Origin of the sequence: Pseudoalteromonas sp. SG43-8 (assembly GCF_014164245.1) — a bacterium.
Taxonomy (GTDB): Bacteria; Pseudomonadota; Gammaproteobacteria; order Enterobacterales; family Alteromonadaceae; genus Pseudoalteromonas; species Pseudoalteromonas distincta.
In genome coordinates, this window is sequence record NZ_JACJEX010000010.1 from 14153 (window position 1) to 29396 (window position 15244).

At 39.5% G+C, this 15244-nt stretch carries 13 protein-coding genes; 11 read left to right on the plus strand and 2 right to left on the minus strand.

What is annotated here, in order from left to right:
• The first annotated feature begins 9 nt into the window (after positions 1–9).
• The 6 genes from pstA to H5122_RS15500 all read left to right on the plus strand — a co-directional run bounded on the left by pstA (position 10) and on the right by H5122_RS15500 (position 6407).
• Positions 10–1659 carry a phosphate ABC transporter permease PstA gene (pstA, locus tag H5122_RS15475; protein WP_002957841.1) on the plus strand — a complete coding sequence of 550 codons (1650 nt, stop codon included), beginning with the start codon at positions 10–12 and terminating at the stop codon, positions 1657–1659.
• A 27-nt stretch (positions 1660–1686) separates the two neighbouring features.
• Positions 1687–2514: a phosphate ABC transporter ATP-binding protein PstB gene (gene pstB, locus H5122_RS15480; RefSeq protein WP_002957840.1), complete on the plus strand. Its 828-nt coding sequence runs from the start codon at positions 1687–1689 to the stop codon at positions 2512–2514.
• 46 nt (positions 2515–2560) lie between these two features.
• Positions 2561–3262: a phosphate signaling complex protein PhoU gene (phoU, locus tag H5122_RS15485; protein WP_007586465.1), complete on the plus strand. Its 702-nt coding sequence runs from the start codon at positions 2561–2563 to the stop codon at positions 3260–3262.
• Between the two features lie 150 nt (positions 3263–3412).
• Positions 3413–4090, plus strand: coding sequence for a TIGR00153 family protein (locus H5122_RS15490; RefSeq protein WP_002957838.1), 678 nt, complete (start codon positions 3413–3415; stop codon positions 4088–4090).
• Positions 4091–4129: 39 nt separating this feature from the next.
• The gene (locus tag H5122_RS15495) at positions 4130–5398 is read left to right on the plus strand and encodes an inorganic phosphate transporter (RefSeq protein WP_024597536.1); all 1269 of its coding nucleotides are present in this window, start codon (positions 4130–4132) and stop codon (positions 5396–5398) included.
• 82 nt (positions 5399–5480) lie between these two features.
• Positions 5481–6407, plus strand: a complete 927-nt coding sequence (locus H5122_RS15500; RefSeq protein ID WP_002957836.1) for a hydrogen peroxide-inducible genes activator — start codon at positions 5481–5483, stop codon at positions 6405–6407.
• A gap of 18 nt (positions 6408–6425) precedes the next feature.
• Here the strand turns inward: H5122_RS15500 and H5122_RS15505 are convergent, their stop codons facing one another.
• Together H5122_RS15505 and H5122_RS15510 are read right to left on the minus strand one after the other, a co-directional pair.
• Positions 6426–6638, minus strand: a complete 213-nt coding sequence (locus H5122_RS15505; RefSeq protein WP_002957835.1) for a hypothetical protein — start codon at positions 6636–6638, stop codon at positions 6426–6428.
• Between the two features lie 191 nt (positions 6639–6829).
• The gene (locus H5122_RS15510; protein WP_182682576.1) at positions 6830–9361 is read right to left on the minus strand and encodes a GGDEF domain-containing protein; all 2532 of its coding nucleotides are present in this window, start codon (positions 9359–9361) and stop codon (positions 6830–6832) included.
• A gap of 186 nt (positions 9362–9547) precedes the next feature.
• On the opposite strand from H5122_RS15510, the gene queA reads away from it, so the two are divergent.
• The 5 genes from queA to secF all read left to right on the plus strand — a co-directional run bounded on the left by queA (position 9548) and on the right by secF (position 15087).
• Entirely contained in the window at positions 9548–10579 is a 1032-nt protein-coding gene (gene queA / locus H5122_RS15515) for a tRNA preQ1(34) S-adenosylmethionine ribosyltransferase-isomerase QueA (protein WP_002957832.1), read from the plus strand.
• 183 nt (positions 10580–10762) lie between these two features.
• Positions 10763–11890 (plus strand): tRNA guanosine(34) transglycosylase Tgt, encoded by a 1128-nt coding sequence (tgt, locus tag H5122_RS15520; RefSeq protein WP_002957831.1) that lies wholly within the window; start codon positions 10763–10765, stop codon positions 11888–11890.
• Positions 11891–11915: 25 nt separating this feature from the next.
• Positions 11916–12251, plus strand: a complete 336-nt coding sequence (gene yajC / locus H5122_RS15525) for a preprotein translocase subunit YajC (RefSeq protein ID WP_002957830.1) — start codon at positions 11916–11918, stop codon at positions 12249–12251.
• Positions 12252–12270: 19 nt separating this feature from the next.
• Positions 12271–14130 carry a protein translocase subunit SecD gene (secD, locus tag H5122_RS15530; protein WP_182682575.1) on the plus strand — a complete coding sequence of 620 codons (1860 nt, stop codon included), beginning with the start codon at positions 12271–12273 and terminating at the stop codon, positions 14128–14130.
• Positions 14131–14139: 9 nt separating this feature from the next.
• The gene (gene secF, locus H5122_RS15535) at positions 14140–15087 is read left to right on the plus strand and encodes a protein translocase subunit SecF (protein WP_182682574.1); all 948 of its coding nucleotides are present in this window, start codon (positions 14140–14142) and stop codon (positions 15085–15087) included.
• Positions 15088–15244 lie beyond the last annotated feature (157 nt).

A 15244-nucleotide genomic window follows, 5' to 3' on the forward strand; every position in this document is an offset into this window, starting at 1 on the left:
AGACATGACATGGTAAAGCAGTGGTTTAAGTCTGGTTCTCCTTGGATTTGGATGACCGGTGGTGCAGTGAGCATCAGTTTAATTTCAGTTTTAGGCTTATTAGCAATGATAGCCTGGAAAGGATTAAGTTTTTTCTGGCCTTCAGAAGTTGTACAGTTTGAACTTGAAGGGTCAATTTCAAAACAAACCGTTATTGGCGAAGTTTATGACCGTGAATTAGTACCAAAAACGCGTTTAGCCGCGACAGGTATTGACGTTAGCGGATTTGAAAAAGAAGAAATAGAGCGCTTACTTATTAAAACAGGTAATCGTGAGTATGTAGATTTAGACTTTCGTTGGATATTAGAAACCGATATTAAAAATAAAACAACGCCAGCAACGCTTGCTGTATTTGAGCGTAGTAAAAACGGTAATTTTTATGGTTATGTTGAAAGTGTAATTAAAGATGGTAAACCAGTCGAAGGCGATAAAATTGAAGCTCTACATGAACTTGTAGAGCGTGCCGTGGATTTAAACGACGAAGCACTTGATTTACAAAATGGTGACATTGGGCATATTAACTATGAGCTTGAGCGTCTTCGTTTAAAAGAAAAGGGCTACTTACTAGATAACGCACTCACTGATGAACGTGTTGCTGAGCTTGCTCAAGAGCGTGCTGAATTACGTGCGCAGTATGGTGTACTTGAAAAAGATTTATTTGCACTACGTAAACAAGCTAAACGTGACCACGTAACTGTAAAAGATATGCGCGGTGAAGTAGTTACGATTCCAATGTATCAAGTACTTGATGTTTGGTTTCCAAATGATATGGGCTTTTTTGCAAAGCTAGGGCACTACTTTGTGCAGCTAGGTAAGTTTGTATCTGATGACCCACGTGAAGCAAATACAGAGGGCGGTGTTTTCCCTGCTATATTTGGTACTGTGTTTATGGTTATGCTGATGGCTGTAATAGTGACGCCGTTTGGTGTTGTTGCTGCAATTTACTTACACGAGTATGCCGCTAAAAATGCAGTCACTAAGATGATTCGTATTGCGGTGATTAACTTGGCCGGTGTGCCTTCAATTGTGTACGGTGTATTTGGCCTCGGCTTTTTTGTATACATGTTAGGTGGTAGCTTAGACCAATTATTTTACCCTGAAGCGGCACCAACGCCAGTATTTGGTACGCCTGGTGTAATGTGGTCGGCGTTAACGCTTGCTATATTAACTTTGCCAGTTGTTATTGTATCGACTGAAGAGGGCTTATCTCGTATTCCAAGTACCGTACGTGACGGTTCACTAGCGCTTGGCGCAACAAAGGTTGAAACGTTATGGCGCATAATTATTCCAATGGCAAGCCCTGCAATTATGACTGGTTTAATACTGGCAGTTGCGCGTGCTGCAGGTGAAGTTGCACCATTAATGTTAGTAGGCGTTGTAAAAATGGCCCCTACATTACCACTTGATGGTAACTTCCCGTATTTTCACTTAGATAGAAAGTTCATGCACTTAGGCTTTCATATATACGATGTTGGCTTCCAAAGCCCTAATGTTGAAGCGGCACGTCCGCTGGTATACGCCACTGCCTTTTTATTGGTGTCGGTGATTATTACCCTAAACATAACGGCCATTGGTATACGTAACCATTTACGTGAAAAATTCAGATCGCTTGAACACTAATTAGTAAAGATTTTATAGGTAACAAAAATGATTACAGTCGCTCCACAAGTAAACCAAGCTAATATTGGTCAAAAGTTAGACCTAGAAAATTTAACGGATGATCAAAAAGCGCTAGAGATTAAAGACCTCGATCTTTACTACGGTGATAAGCAGGCGCTTAATAAAGTAAATATGAACATTCCTAAAGGCCAAGTAACTGCGTTTATCGGGCCGTCTGGGTGTGGTAAATCAACATTACTGCGTTGTATTAATCGCATGAATGATTTGGTTGATATTTGCCGTATTGAAGGTGAAATATTACTCCATGGTCAAAATATTTACGATAAGAGCGTAGATGTAGCAGCACTTCGTCGTAATGTAGGCATGGTGTTTCAGCGCCCTAATCCATTTCCTAAATCAATTTATGAAAATGTAGTTTATGGCCTGCGCTTACAAGGCATTAAAGAGAAACGTAAATTAGATGAAGTGGTAGAGCAATCACTTCGTGGTGCTGCTTTGTGGGATGAAGTAAAAGATAGATTGCACGATAGCGCGTTTGGCTTATCGGGTGGTCAGCAACAACGTTTAGTTATAGCTCGCTCAATTGCAATTGAGCCAGAGGTACTTTTACTTGATGAACCAACATCAGCACTCGACCCTATTTCTACTTTGGTAATCGAAGAGCTAATAAACGATTTAAAAAACAAATTTACCGTTGTTATTGTTACACACAACATGCAACAAGCAGCGCGTGTATCTGATCAAACAGCCTTTATGTATATGGGCGAATTGATTGAATACTCAGACACAAATACCTTATTTACTACACCAACGAAGAAAAAGACTGAAGATTACATTACCGGTCGTTACGGTTAATTAGCCCGTTATAGCGTGTTGTACAAGATTAAGAGAGAAGGTAACTATGGAACATAATATTAATAAGCATATTTCTGGGCGCTTTAACCAAGAACTAGAAAATGTACGTAACCATGTATTGAGTATGGGTGGCTTAGTTGAGCAGCAATTAAATAGCGCGCTTGATGCGGTGAGTCGTAACGATGCTGAGCTTGCTCAAAAGGTACGTCAGAACGATTACAAAGTAAATGCAATGGAAGTCAGCATTGATGAAGAATGTACGCGTATCATTGCTCGTCGTCAGCCTGCAGCAAGTGACTTACGTTTAGTGATTGCAATTGCAAAAACTATTGCAGATTTAGAACGTATTGGCGATGAAGCTGAGCGAATTGCTAAAGTTGCACTAGACTCATTTACTAAAGATCAACAAGACTTGCTAGTAAATATTGAGAATATGGGCCGCCAAGTTTTAAAGATGTTACATGATGTACTAGACGCATTTGCACGTATGGATGTGCAGCGCGCATTTCAAGTACATAAAGAAGATGCAAAAGTTGACCGTGAATATGAAGCTATCACACGTCAAATAATGACTTATATGATGGAAGATCCACGCTCAATCCCTAAAATTATGGACTTAGTTTGGTCTGTTCGTTCATTAGAGCGCATAGGGGATCGCTGTCAAAATATTGCGGAATACATTATTTATTTTGTAAATGGCAAAGATATTCGTCATACATCTCAAGAAGATATAGAAAAATCGCTATAATTTTTTACCTATTTTTCTTTTTTATTAAAGCGGCTTAGTGCCGCTTTGTGCATTGCAAGCCTTAGTGAAGTAATAAAAAGCGTTCACAATCTTGGTTAATACTGTAAAATTCATGCTGCAAAGCATATCAATTTGATTAAAGGGTCAGTTATGCCTACAAACGCGTTTTTAGGAGTATTTGCAAAATCTCCTATCAAACCAATGGAAGAACACATCAAGAAGGTTCATCAAGCAAGTAAAGCCTTGATACCTTTTTTTAATCACGTATTTAAAGAAGAGTGGGTACAAGCTGAAGAGCTTCGCATCACTATTCGCAATTTAGAACGTGAAGCTGATGATATGAAAAGAGATATACGCTTACAATTGCCACGTGGTTTATTCATGCCGGTAGAGCGTACAGATCTTCTCGAATTAGTAACTCAACAAGATAAAATTGCCAATAAAGCAAAAGATATTGCGGGACGAGTGATTGGTCGTGAAATGACCATTCCTAAAGTTATGCAAGCTGATTTCTTAGCTTACTTAACCCGTTGTGTAGATGCGACTAAACAAGCATCTAAAGCAATTAACGAATTAGAAGAATTGCTAGAAACGGGTTTTAAAGGTCGAGAAGTCACCTTAGTAGAAAAAATGTTAGTTGAATTGGATGCCATAGAACAAGACACGGACGAAATGCAGATAAAAGTACGCCGCCAGCTACGTGATGTAGAGGGTGAGTTAAATCCAATTGATGTTATGTTTTTGTACAAAATCATTGAATGGGTTGGCGAGCTTGCAGATATTGCAGAGCGCGTAGGATCACGTCTTGAGCTGATGTTAGCTCGTTAATTTAAAATCAGTTCAAACACGAAAGATTAAGGTTTTACAATGGATATCATTGCATCTTACGGCACGGTATTAATTTTAATTGCCGCAGCAGTCGGCTTTTTTATGGCTTATGGTATTGGCGCGAACGACGTAGCGAACGCCATGGGTACATCTGTAGGTTCAAAAGCGCTAACAATCAAACAAGCTATTTTTATAGCGATGATTTTTGAATTTGCAGGCGCCTATTTAGCAGGTGGTGAGGTTACATCAACAATTCGTAAAGGAATTATTGATGCAGCACCATTTGCAGATATTCCGGAATTAATGGTTCTGGGTATGATTTCGTCTTTATTTGCAGCCGGCGCTTGGTTATTAATGGCCTCCTTCTTAGGCTGGCCTGTATCTACAACTCACTCAATCATTGGTGCAATCATTGGTTTTGCGCTAGTTGCAGTAGGTACTGAGGCGATTCAATGGGATAAAGTAGGTGGTATTGTAGGTAGTTGGATTATAACACCTGCCATATCAGGCTTTATTGCATACTTAATATTCATGAGTGCACAAAAACTTATTTTTAATACAGATGCACCACTAAAAAATGCTAAACGTTATGTCCCTCTTTATATGGGCTTAGCAGGTTTTATCATGGCATTGGTTACAATTAAAAAGGGCTTAAAGCACGTTGGTATAGACCTAGGCTCAGCTGAAGGCTATGCACTGTCAGTAGGTGTTGCAATAGTTGTTGCTGTGATTGGTAAAATTGCCATATCTCGCTTAAATATTGATCCAAAAGCAGATAAACAAATGCAGTTCAACAATGTTGAAAAAGTATTTGCTGTTCTTATGGTACTAACAGCATGTTGTATGGCATTTGCACATGGTTCCAATGACGTTGCTAATGCAATTGGTCCACTAGCAGCTGTTGTAAACATTGTTGAAAACAATGGTGAAATTGCTAAAAAAGCAGCTATTGCTTGGTGGATTCTACCTCTAGGTGGTTTTGGTATTGTTGCTGGTCTTGCTATTTTAGGCAAAAAAGTAATCAAAACAATCGGTGAAGGTATTACACATTTAACACCTAGCCGTGGTTTTGCTGCTGAACTAGCTGCTGCTTCTACCGTTGTTATTGCCTCAGGTACTGGTATGCCAATCTCTACTACTCAAACCCTAGTGGGTGCGGTATTAGGTGTAGGTATGGCACGTGGAATTGGCGCGCTTAACATGGGTGTTATCAGAAACATTGTAGTTTCTTGGGTAATTACATTGCCAGTTGGCGCTGCCCTTGCTATTGTTATTTTCTACGTACTAAGAACCGCATTTGGGGTTTAATAAAAAAGTACTCAAAGACTTTTAGCTTGAAAAGATCTCAATGCCCTAGGTGTTGGGGTCTTTTTATTTGTGGAAAGAAAAAATGACTAACCTTCCAAGTATTAAACAACTACAGTATTTATTAGCTGTTCATCAACATCAGCACTTTGGCAGAGCCGCTAGCGCCTGCTTTATAGGACAATCTACTTTAAGTAGCGCTATTCAAAATCTTGAAGAAACACTAGGGTGTCAGCTAATTGAGCGTGAAAATCGCAGCCTGATGTTTACCAGTATTGGTGAAGAAGTTGTTGAGCGTTCTCGTAAAATAATTAACGATACAATTAGTTTAAAAGAGCTTACAAAAAGCTTTTTAACACCACTAAGTGGTAAGCTGACTGTGGGGGTTATACCTACAATTGCAAGCTTTATAGCGGCTCCGCTTTATCATTTTTGTAAAGAAACCTTTTGTGATTTAGAGCTGGTATTAATTGAAGATACGAGTGACAAGCTACTGGATAAACTTGAACATGGGCATATTGACTTAGCGCTACTTGCACTGCCGTACGAAACAGATAAATTTCATACACAAGTATTGGCAAAAGATCAGTTTAGTTTAGTGCACCATAAGGATTACAGCGCTGCAAAGGGCGTAGTCGACTTTAACCTATTACCAGAGGCTAGCGTATTCTTATTAGAGCGCGAGCACTGCATGACGGGCCATGCGCTTAGTGCATGTCATTTAAACCGTGCCAGTTGTATTAACCCATTTGAAGCTGCAAGCTTACATACTCTATTAAGCATGGTTGAGCATCAGCTCGGGGTGACTTTTTTACCACAGATGGCGATTAATGCGGGTATTTTAGATAATAAAAATATGGTGGCTACACCATCACAAAGTGATGCATATAGAGATATTGGTATCTTGTGGCGTAAAACTACGGGCCGAATTCGAGACTTTAGGCTATTTAGTCAACAGCTTGAGGTATTTTTAAAGCGTCAATGTAGTTTAGATTTTTCTAAAGCAGAATAATAAGTGAACTAAAGCAGCCTACAAAGGCTGCTTTTGATTTTGAAGATGACTTTCAAAAGGCTCAAGTTCAGGTAAAAATAATAAATAAATCCATACCACCAAGTTAAAGTAAGGCACGCAGCCTAATACAGTAAATACCTTAACTGGGTAGCCTTTAATATTCGCGTAGCGGTAACACTGATACGCGATTGCAAAATGTATAATCAGTAATAACATAACTAGTTGTGTCATACCTTCTTCCTTAAAAGCTTAAATAGCTTTGAAACCCACTATAAATATCGGTACTACGCCGCCAAAAGGTAATGTCATGTTTTTAAAGTGAAATACATAAAAAGGCACGACATTTTTTATTTGATGCTGAAAGTATAGGCAAGAAAGGTAATATTGGTAGTAATAAAATGATTAAAATTGTTTAATTTTGTTTATTTTGGGCTAGCTTGTTGTTGGTAAAACGTTTTATTTTTAGAAATTTTTTCGAGTTCATCTTTTACTTTTCCAACAGGTATTGGGCGTGCAATAAAGTAGCCTTGCCCATAATCAACACCAATTTCTTTTAGTGCAAAAAATATCTCTTCGTTTTCAACGTACTCAGCTACAGAGCGCTTATCGAGAGACCGACTAATATCATTTATTGCTTTTACTAACGCTAAATCTATAGGGTCATTGAGCATATCACTTACAAATGAGCCGTCAATTTTCACATGCTGTGCTGGTAGCTGTTTTAAATAATTAAATGTACTAAATCCAGTTCCAAAATCATCGATAGAAAAATGACAGCCTAAGCTATTAAGCTTCTCAATCATTTTACGAGTGGCCTTTAGGTTATTAATACTCGCAGATTCAGTTATTTCAAAAATTACCCGCGAAGCAGGCACGTTATACTTTTCAAGGTTTGATTCAATTAATGGCAATAAGCGTTCATCTAAGAACGATTGTGCTGACAAATTAATAGCAACTTGGTTTAACTCTGGGTGCTTAGATACACAAGCAATAGCATTACGTATAACGCATTGATCCATCAAAAATGTGTCGTTAAGCATTTCTAAAGAGGGAATAAACTGATTTGGGTATACGAGTTCACCTTTTAGTTTTAAGCGTAAAAGCGCTTCAAAATAAGCAACTTTACACTCTTTAAAATCCCAAATAGGTTGGTAATGTAGTTCAATATTATCTTGCTGTAGTGCTTGGCGAATTTCGTGGCCCCATTCAAGCCCTGTTTGTAGTGTATTGTTTTGAGCATCTTCTTTTGAATAGCAATGTACTAAGTTACGCCCTAGGTTTTTGGCAATATACAAAGCAATATCGGCTTGTTTTAAACACTCATTAGGGTCGTTATTTTGTGTCGTGATTTGAGTTAAACCAATAGAGCAGCTAATAGTGTATATCTGATCTTCTGATTTAAAAGCATGTTTTTCTATCGCACTACACACACCTTCTGCAATAAGGTGTGCATCCAGTAAATTCATATTGGTAAGTATGACTGCAAATTCATCCCCACCAATTCTGCATACCAGGTGATCGTCGCCAATATTTGCTTTAAATAATTGCGCCACTTCTTTTAAAACTATATCGCCCTGATGATGGCCTTTACTGTCGTTTATTATTTTAAAGTGATCGAGGTCAATATAAATAACAGCATGCTCTATGCCATCATAGGTGTATTTATCTTGGCATATTTTATTAAGCTGTTGATCAAAATAATAACGATTATGTAAACCTGTTAATGGGTCATGGTGTGCTAAATGACGTAGTTGAATCTCAGCTTGCTTTCGTTCGTGTATATTGTCGATAGTTGCGGTTATGGTCGCGTTATTACGGCTATTTTTTATTAGCTGCAATCTGCATTCAACCCAAATTAAATTGCCATTTTTGTGGGTTAACTTTACTTCTATTTGTTGCTGTTGCTCGCCACCATGTAAAATATCGTTAATAGTGTAGTCAAGCCTTCCTTTATCTTCGTTATTACAATAAGCGCTTAATGGGTTTTGTAGTGATGATTTAACACCAAAACCGCTTAATGTTTCCCATGCGGGGTTAATAAAACGAATATTACCTTGCTGATCGAGCTCTAAAACAACTGTATTTAAGTGCAATAAAATACGCTGATGAGCAGAAAATAACTCTTTGTAACGCACTTCGCTCACGCTCAATTGTTCTACTTTGTAAGCAAATTCAGCATAACTCACCATAAAATCTTCACGTCGTGCGGCGTGGTCACACACTTTGTTTAAAAATGAAGGATCGTAAGGGGCTCTGATAAAGTCGGTAACACCCGAAAGCAAAAGCTGCTCAGCGTAATCGGCATCGTCACTTTCTATAATTGTAACAATAGCTTGTTTAGAATTGTGCTGGAGGATTTCTTCAACGAGTACACTCGAGCTCTCTGCACTTGATGTAGTGGCATCGAGTAGCACAATTGAAAACTGCTGTTGGTTATAAGCGTTAAGTGCCGCTTTAGCTGAAGTTACGTGAGTGATAGCAAAGTTTAACTTTAACTGTTCACTTATTTTGTCGGCCGTATTTTGAAGTGGCTCTAATAATAATAAGTTTAGCCGGCTACTTTTTTCTAAGTGAGTAGATAAAACATTCGCAAGTACTTGAGGGAGCATATCTTTGTGCTCAAACGGTAGCACAGCATCTATCCCATAGCTTCGGGCTGTTGTTTCGGCAATCCGCTCACAGTAAATTGGCGGAATAAGTAAGATTGGTGTGTTTTTTGGTGTTTTTAATAATCCTGAGCGGATCATCCTAGAAAAGCGCCAGCCATCAATTTTACCAACATTAATGCCCGTTATTATAATATCAACAGGGTGTTGTTTTAAAAGCTTTAAAGCTTGTTGACTATCTTGGGCATCAATAAAGGTAAATACATTTAAGCTATCTAAAGTGCCCTTAATCGCGCGGCGTTCAGCACTACTTGCGTTTAATATTAGCAATTTAAGCTGGTTTGGCACGAGTTGAACACCCCTAATATAACTTATAATAATTTAGCCGAATAAGAATAGTGACATTTAACCATAAGAACAAGAGAATTTAATGGCAAACACGCAAACAGACATTATAAGTTTGGCTGATTTCTTGAGCTTAATATCCGATACATATACACTTGGCGCGATTTTAAATGATGTGGATTACTAATTATGCGCGTGGCTGACTTTAGCTTTGACTTACCTGATGAATTAATAGCTCGCTTTCCTAAAGCGGACAGAACCAGCAGCCGTCTACTCACTTTAGATGGCCCAAGCGGAACTTTAGAACATAAAGTGTTTAGCGATATACTTGATTTAGTAAACGAAGGCGATTTATTGGTCTTTAACAATACACGCGTTATTCCAGCACGTATGTTTGGTCAAAAAGCTTCAGGCGGAAAAGTTGAAGTACTTGTAGAGCGGGTATTAGATGAGCATCGCGTACTTGCGCATGTACGGGCAAGCAAGTCGCTTAAGGTCGGTAACGAAGTTATTTTAGAAGGCAAAGCCAAGGCAATAATGGTTGCACGCCACGATACTTTATTTGAGCTTGAGTTCGATCATAGCCAAAACGTGCTAGATATACTTAATGATATTGGCCATATGCCACTGCCTCCTTATATTGACCGACCTGATACCGATGCTGACCGTGAGCGCTATCAAACTGTTTATGGAGAAAAGCCAGGTGCAGTTGCAGCACCAACTGCAGGTCTACATTTTGACGATAAGTTAATGACAGCACTAAAAGATAAAGGCGTAAACATGGCTTTTGTTACGCTACACGTTGGCGCTGGTACTTTTCAGCCGGTACGAGTTGATAGTGTTGATGAGCATGTAATGCATTCAGAGTACATAGAAGTACCTGATGACGTAGTTGCAGCTGTTGCGCAAACTAAAGCAAATGGTGGGCGTGTAATTGCGGTAGGCACGACTTCAGTTCGCTCATTAGAGTCGGCTGCTAAAGTTCACGGCGGCAAGTTAGATACGTATTTTGGTGATACCGATATATTTATTTTTCCGGGTTATCAATTTAATGTTGTTGATGCCATGGTCACAAATTTTCACTTACCAGAATCAACGCTTATAATGTTAGTCAGCGCATTTAGCGGCCAAGACAATATTATGGGCGCTTACAATACTGCAATAGAGCAGCAGTACCGCTTTTTTAGTTATGGCGACGCGATGTTTTTAACACGTAAGTAACAAAATATTGTTTAATACTCAGTCGAATATATTAAAACCCCCAGCTTAGTTGCTGGGGTTTTTGTTTGCGGCAATTGGCAAAACTGAATTTATCGCAGCTAATAGTATTAGTGAGGCAAAAAGGGTAGAATCAGGCGGTTAAATTATAGCTTGTTGGACTGTTTTTCCGACATTGAGGATGATATGAAATTTGAATTAGATTGTACTGACGGAAAAGCGCGCCGCGGCCGCTTAATTTTTGACCGTGGTGTAATAGAAACACCTGCTTTTATGCCTGTTGGTACTTACGGTACTGTAAAAGGTATGACGCCAGATGAAGTTAAAGCCACTGGTGCGCAAATATGTTTAGGTAATACCTTTCATTTAATGCTTCGCCCAGGTACTGAGATCATTAAACAACATGGTGATTTACACGACTTTATGAATTGGGACTTCCCAATTTTAACTGACTCAGGCGGTTTTCAAGTATTTAGCTTAGGCGCAATGCGCAAAATCACTGAAGAAGGCGTTTTATTTCAATCTCCAGTAAATGGTGATGAAATTATGATGTCGCCTGAAAAGTCGATGGAAGTACAGCGCGACTTAGGCTCAGACATCGTTATGATTTTTGACGAGTGTACGCCATACCCAGCAACTGAAAAAGAAGCTAAAGATTCTATGGAGTTATCTCTTCGTTGGGCTAAGCGCTCAAAAGAAGGGCATGGCGATAATCCATCTGCTTTATTTGGTATTATCCAAGGTGGTATGTACCCAGAATTACGTGCACAATCACAAGCTGGCCTTGAAGAAATTGGTTTTGACGGTTATGCATTAGGCGGCCTATCAGTAGGTGAGCCTAAAAACGAAATGATGAATATCCTTGATCATTGTGCGTTTAAAATGCCAGAAGACAAGCCTCGTTACCTTATGGGTGTAGGCAAGCCAGAAGACTTAGTTGAGTCGGTTCGCCGTGGTATTGATATGTTTGACTGTGTTATGCCAACACGTAATGCGCGTAACGGCCATTTATTTATTACCACGGGTGTAGTAAAAATACGTAACGCAGTGCATAAAACAGATACAGGGCCACTTGACCCTGAGTGTGATTGCCATACGTGTAAAAACTATTCACGAGCTTATTTGCATCACCTTGATAAATGTAACGAAATTTTAGGTGCGCGACTAAACACAATTCATAACTTACGTTACTATCAACGTGTTATGGAAGGTTTACGTAATGCAATTAGCGAAGGTAAATTAGAAGAATTTGTACAAGATTTTTATGCTCGCCGAGGCCAAGATGTGCCAGAGTTAGCAGATATAAAAAATTAAACTTTAAAATTAAAGAGGAAGTATCATGAGTTTATTTATTTCAAATGCACACGCAGCAGCTGGTCAACCTGCGGCAGGCGGTGGTTGGGAAATGCTAATAATGTTAGCTATTTTCGGTTTGGTTTTTTACTTTTTAATCTACCGCCCACAAGCTAAGCGCGTTAAAGAGCACAAAAGCTTAATGAGTATGATGGCTAAAGGTGATGAAGTACTTACCCAAGGCGGTTTAGTGGGTAAAATTGTGAAAATTTCTGAAGAGAAAGATTTCATCGTTATCTCTTTAAACGAGCAAGCAGAAGTTACAGTACAAAAATCTGCAGTATCTGCAGTATTGCCAAAAGGCACAATGAAGTCGCTATAAAAATAATAAGGACGACCCCGTGTTAAACAAGTTTCCAGTTTGGAAGTATTTACTTGTTTTAGCTGTGGTAGCCATTGGCCTTTTATATGCCTCTCCAAACTTGTATGGTCGCGATCCGGCCATACAAGTTTCAGGTGCTAAAGGCGCTGATGTCGATCTCAGTGTTGTAGACAAAGTAAACGCAATCCTTAAAAAAAATAATGTAACCGCTAAATCGACAATACTTGAAGATGGACAAATTTTAGTTCGTTTAAAAAATGTTGAAGAGCAACTTAAAGCGCATGACTTACTTCGTGATTCGCTGAGCGATGATTACATTTCTGCTATTAATATGGCACCTGCTCAACCAGCTTGGTTAAAAGCAGTTGGTGGTAACCCTATGAAGCTAGGTCTTGATTTAAGTGGTGGCGTACATTTCACCATGGAAATCGACATGGCAACAGCGGTTGATAACCAGCTTGAGCAAATGGAACAAGATTTTCGCAGTGACCTGCGCGAAGAAAAACTACGTTATCGTAGTGTTCGCCGCGTAGCAGGCTCCGATCGTATGCGTGTAGAAATGCGTACCGAAGAAGACAAAAATGCTGCGGAGAGTTTCTTAGAAACTCGCTACCCGCTAAATGTCTACATTGATGACAGCAGTAACGATAAAGCATTTTTTGCGACAATGAGTGAGCAAAAACTCAAAGAAATTCGTGACTACGCTATCAAGCAAAATGAAACGATTATTCGTAACCGTATCAACCAAATTGGTGTTGCAGAGCCTAACGTACAACGCCAAGGCGCTGAGCGTATTATTGTTCAACTACCAGGTATTCAAGATACTGCACGTGCTAAAGAAATTTTAGGCGCGACAGCAACACTTGAATTTCGTGAAGTAGACGAAAACGCAGATATTAGCGCTGCTGCCCAAGGTCGTATCCCAGCGGGTACTGAAATGATCATGAGCCGCGACGGTTACCCTGTTGTACTTAAAAAGCGTATTATTTTAGAGGGCAGCCATATTACGGGCGCGCAATCTGGCGCTGATGAATACCAACGTCCGCAAGTAAGTATTACGCTAGATAGCAAAGGTGGGGCAAAAATGAATGCCTTTACCAAGCGTGCTATTGGTAAGCGTATGGCAACGGTATTTATTGAGTACAAGCCATCAGGTAAAAAAGATGCAGACGGTAAAGCGCTTCCGCCTATTAAGGTTGAAGAAGTTATTAACGTAGCAACGATTCAAGCCCGTCTTGATCGCTCGTTCCGTATTACCGGCATTGATAACCCAGCAGAAGCTCATAACTTAAGCTTACTACTTCGTGCTGGTGCACTTGTAGCGCCAATTCAAATTGTTGAAGAGCGCACAGTAGGTCCAAGCTTAGGACAAGAAAATATTGAAGCGGGTATGACTGCGGTTGCACTTGGCTTTGCGTTTGTGCTTGTATTTATGTTTGTGTACTACAAAGGTTTTGGTATGGTTGCAAACCTTGCGCTTGCGGCTAACTTAGTACTAATTGTAGGTGTTATGTCTTTAATTCCGGGCGCTACACTTACGCTACCAGGTATTGCCGGTATTGTATTAACAGTAGGTATGGCAGTTGATGCTAACGTACTTATTTTTGAACGTATACGTGAAGAGCTGGCCGATGGCCGTAGCCCTCAACAAGCGATTCATTTTGGTTACGATAGCGCATTTAGCACTATATTTGATGCCAACATCACGACACTAATTGCTGCCATTATACTGTTTGCAGTGGGCACTGGTCCGATTGCGGGCTTTGCAGTGACACTTGCGATTGGTATTTTAACTTCAATGTTTACAGCCATCGTTGGTACCCGTGCGGTAATCAACTTATTTGTTGGTGGTAAACGCATTGATAAACTTTCGATTTAAGGAGCAGACATGCAAATTTTAAGTTTGGGTAGTAGAACCCTTCGTTTCATGTCTCTTCGAAAAGTGGCCATGGGTTTCTCGACGCTACTAATTTTAGCGTCGTTTGCATCAATTTTTATCAAAGGCCTAAACTTTGGTTTAGATTTTACCGGCGGTACTGCGGTAGAAGTGGGTTTTTCACAACCGGCTGACCTTAAAAAAGTACGTGATGCACTAGCTGATAATGGTTTTGCTGATGCATCAGTGCAGCTATTTGGTTCAAGCCAAGAAATTTTAGTTCGCTTAGCACCACGCGGTAGCGATGTAAAAGCTGAAGTAATTGGTAACCAAGTAATCGATGCACTTAAAAAAGCAGACGACAGCGTAGTAATGCGCCGTATTGAATTTGTAGGCCCAAGTGTAGGTGAAGACTTAAAAGAGCAGGGTGGCCTTGCCATGTTAACTGCGCTTATTTGTATCTTAATCTACGTTGCATTTCGTTTTGAATGGCGCTTTGCAGTTGGTGCGGTAGGTGCACTACTACACGATGTTATTATTACTGTGGGTTTATTTTCGGTATTAGGTTTAGAGTTTGATTTAACTATATTAGCGGCAATTCTTGCGGTAATTGGTTATTCACTCAATGATACGATTGTTGTATCAGACCGTATACGTGAAAACTTCCGTAAGGTACGCATTGACGATACGATAGAAATTATTGATATTTCACTTACGCAAACACTTAACCGTACACTTGTAACATCAATCACGACTATTTTAGTATTGATTGCCTTGTTTACATGGGGCGGACAAACCATTCATGGTTTTGCAACTGCATTACTGTTTGGTGTGTTTATTGGTACTTATTCTTCGATTTATGTTGCAAGCTCTGTTGCTATAGCAATGGGCGTAAGCAAAGAAGATTTAATACCAGAAGTAATTGAAAAAGAAGGCGCAGACCAAGACGCTATGCCGTAATGGTTTTGTAACTACTTTAAAAAACCGCTCATTGAGCGGTTTTTTATTGCCTGTAATATATTTATGCTCACGATTGTTTTAGCTTTACTGTGCAAGTATGAATAAACAGTGCTAACTTTGTAGAGCACGCCATGAGTGTAACGTCGTACTATGTATT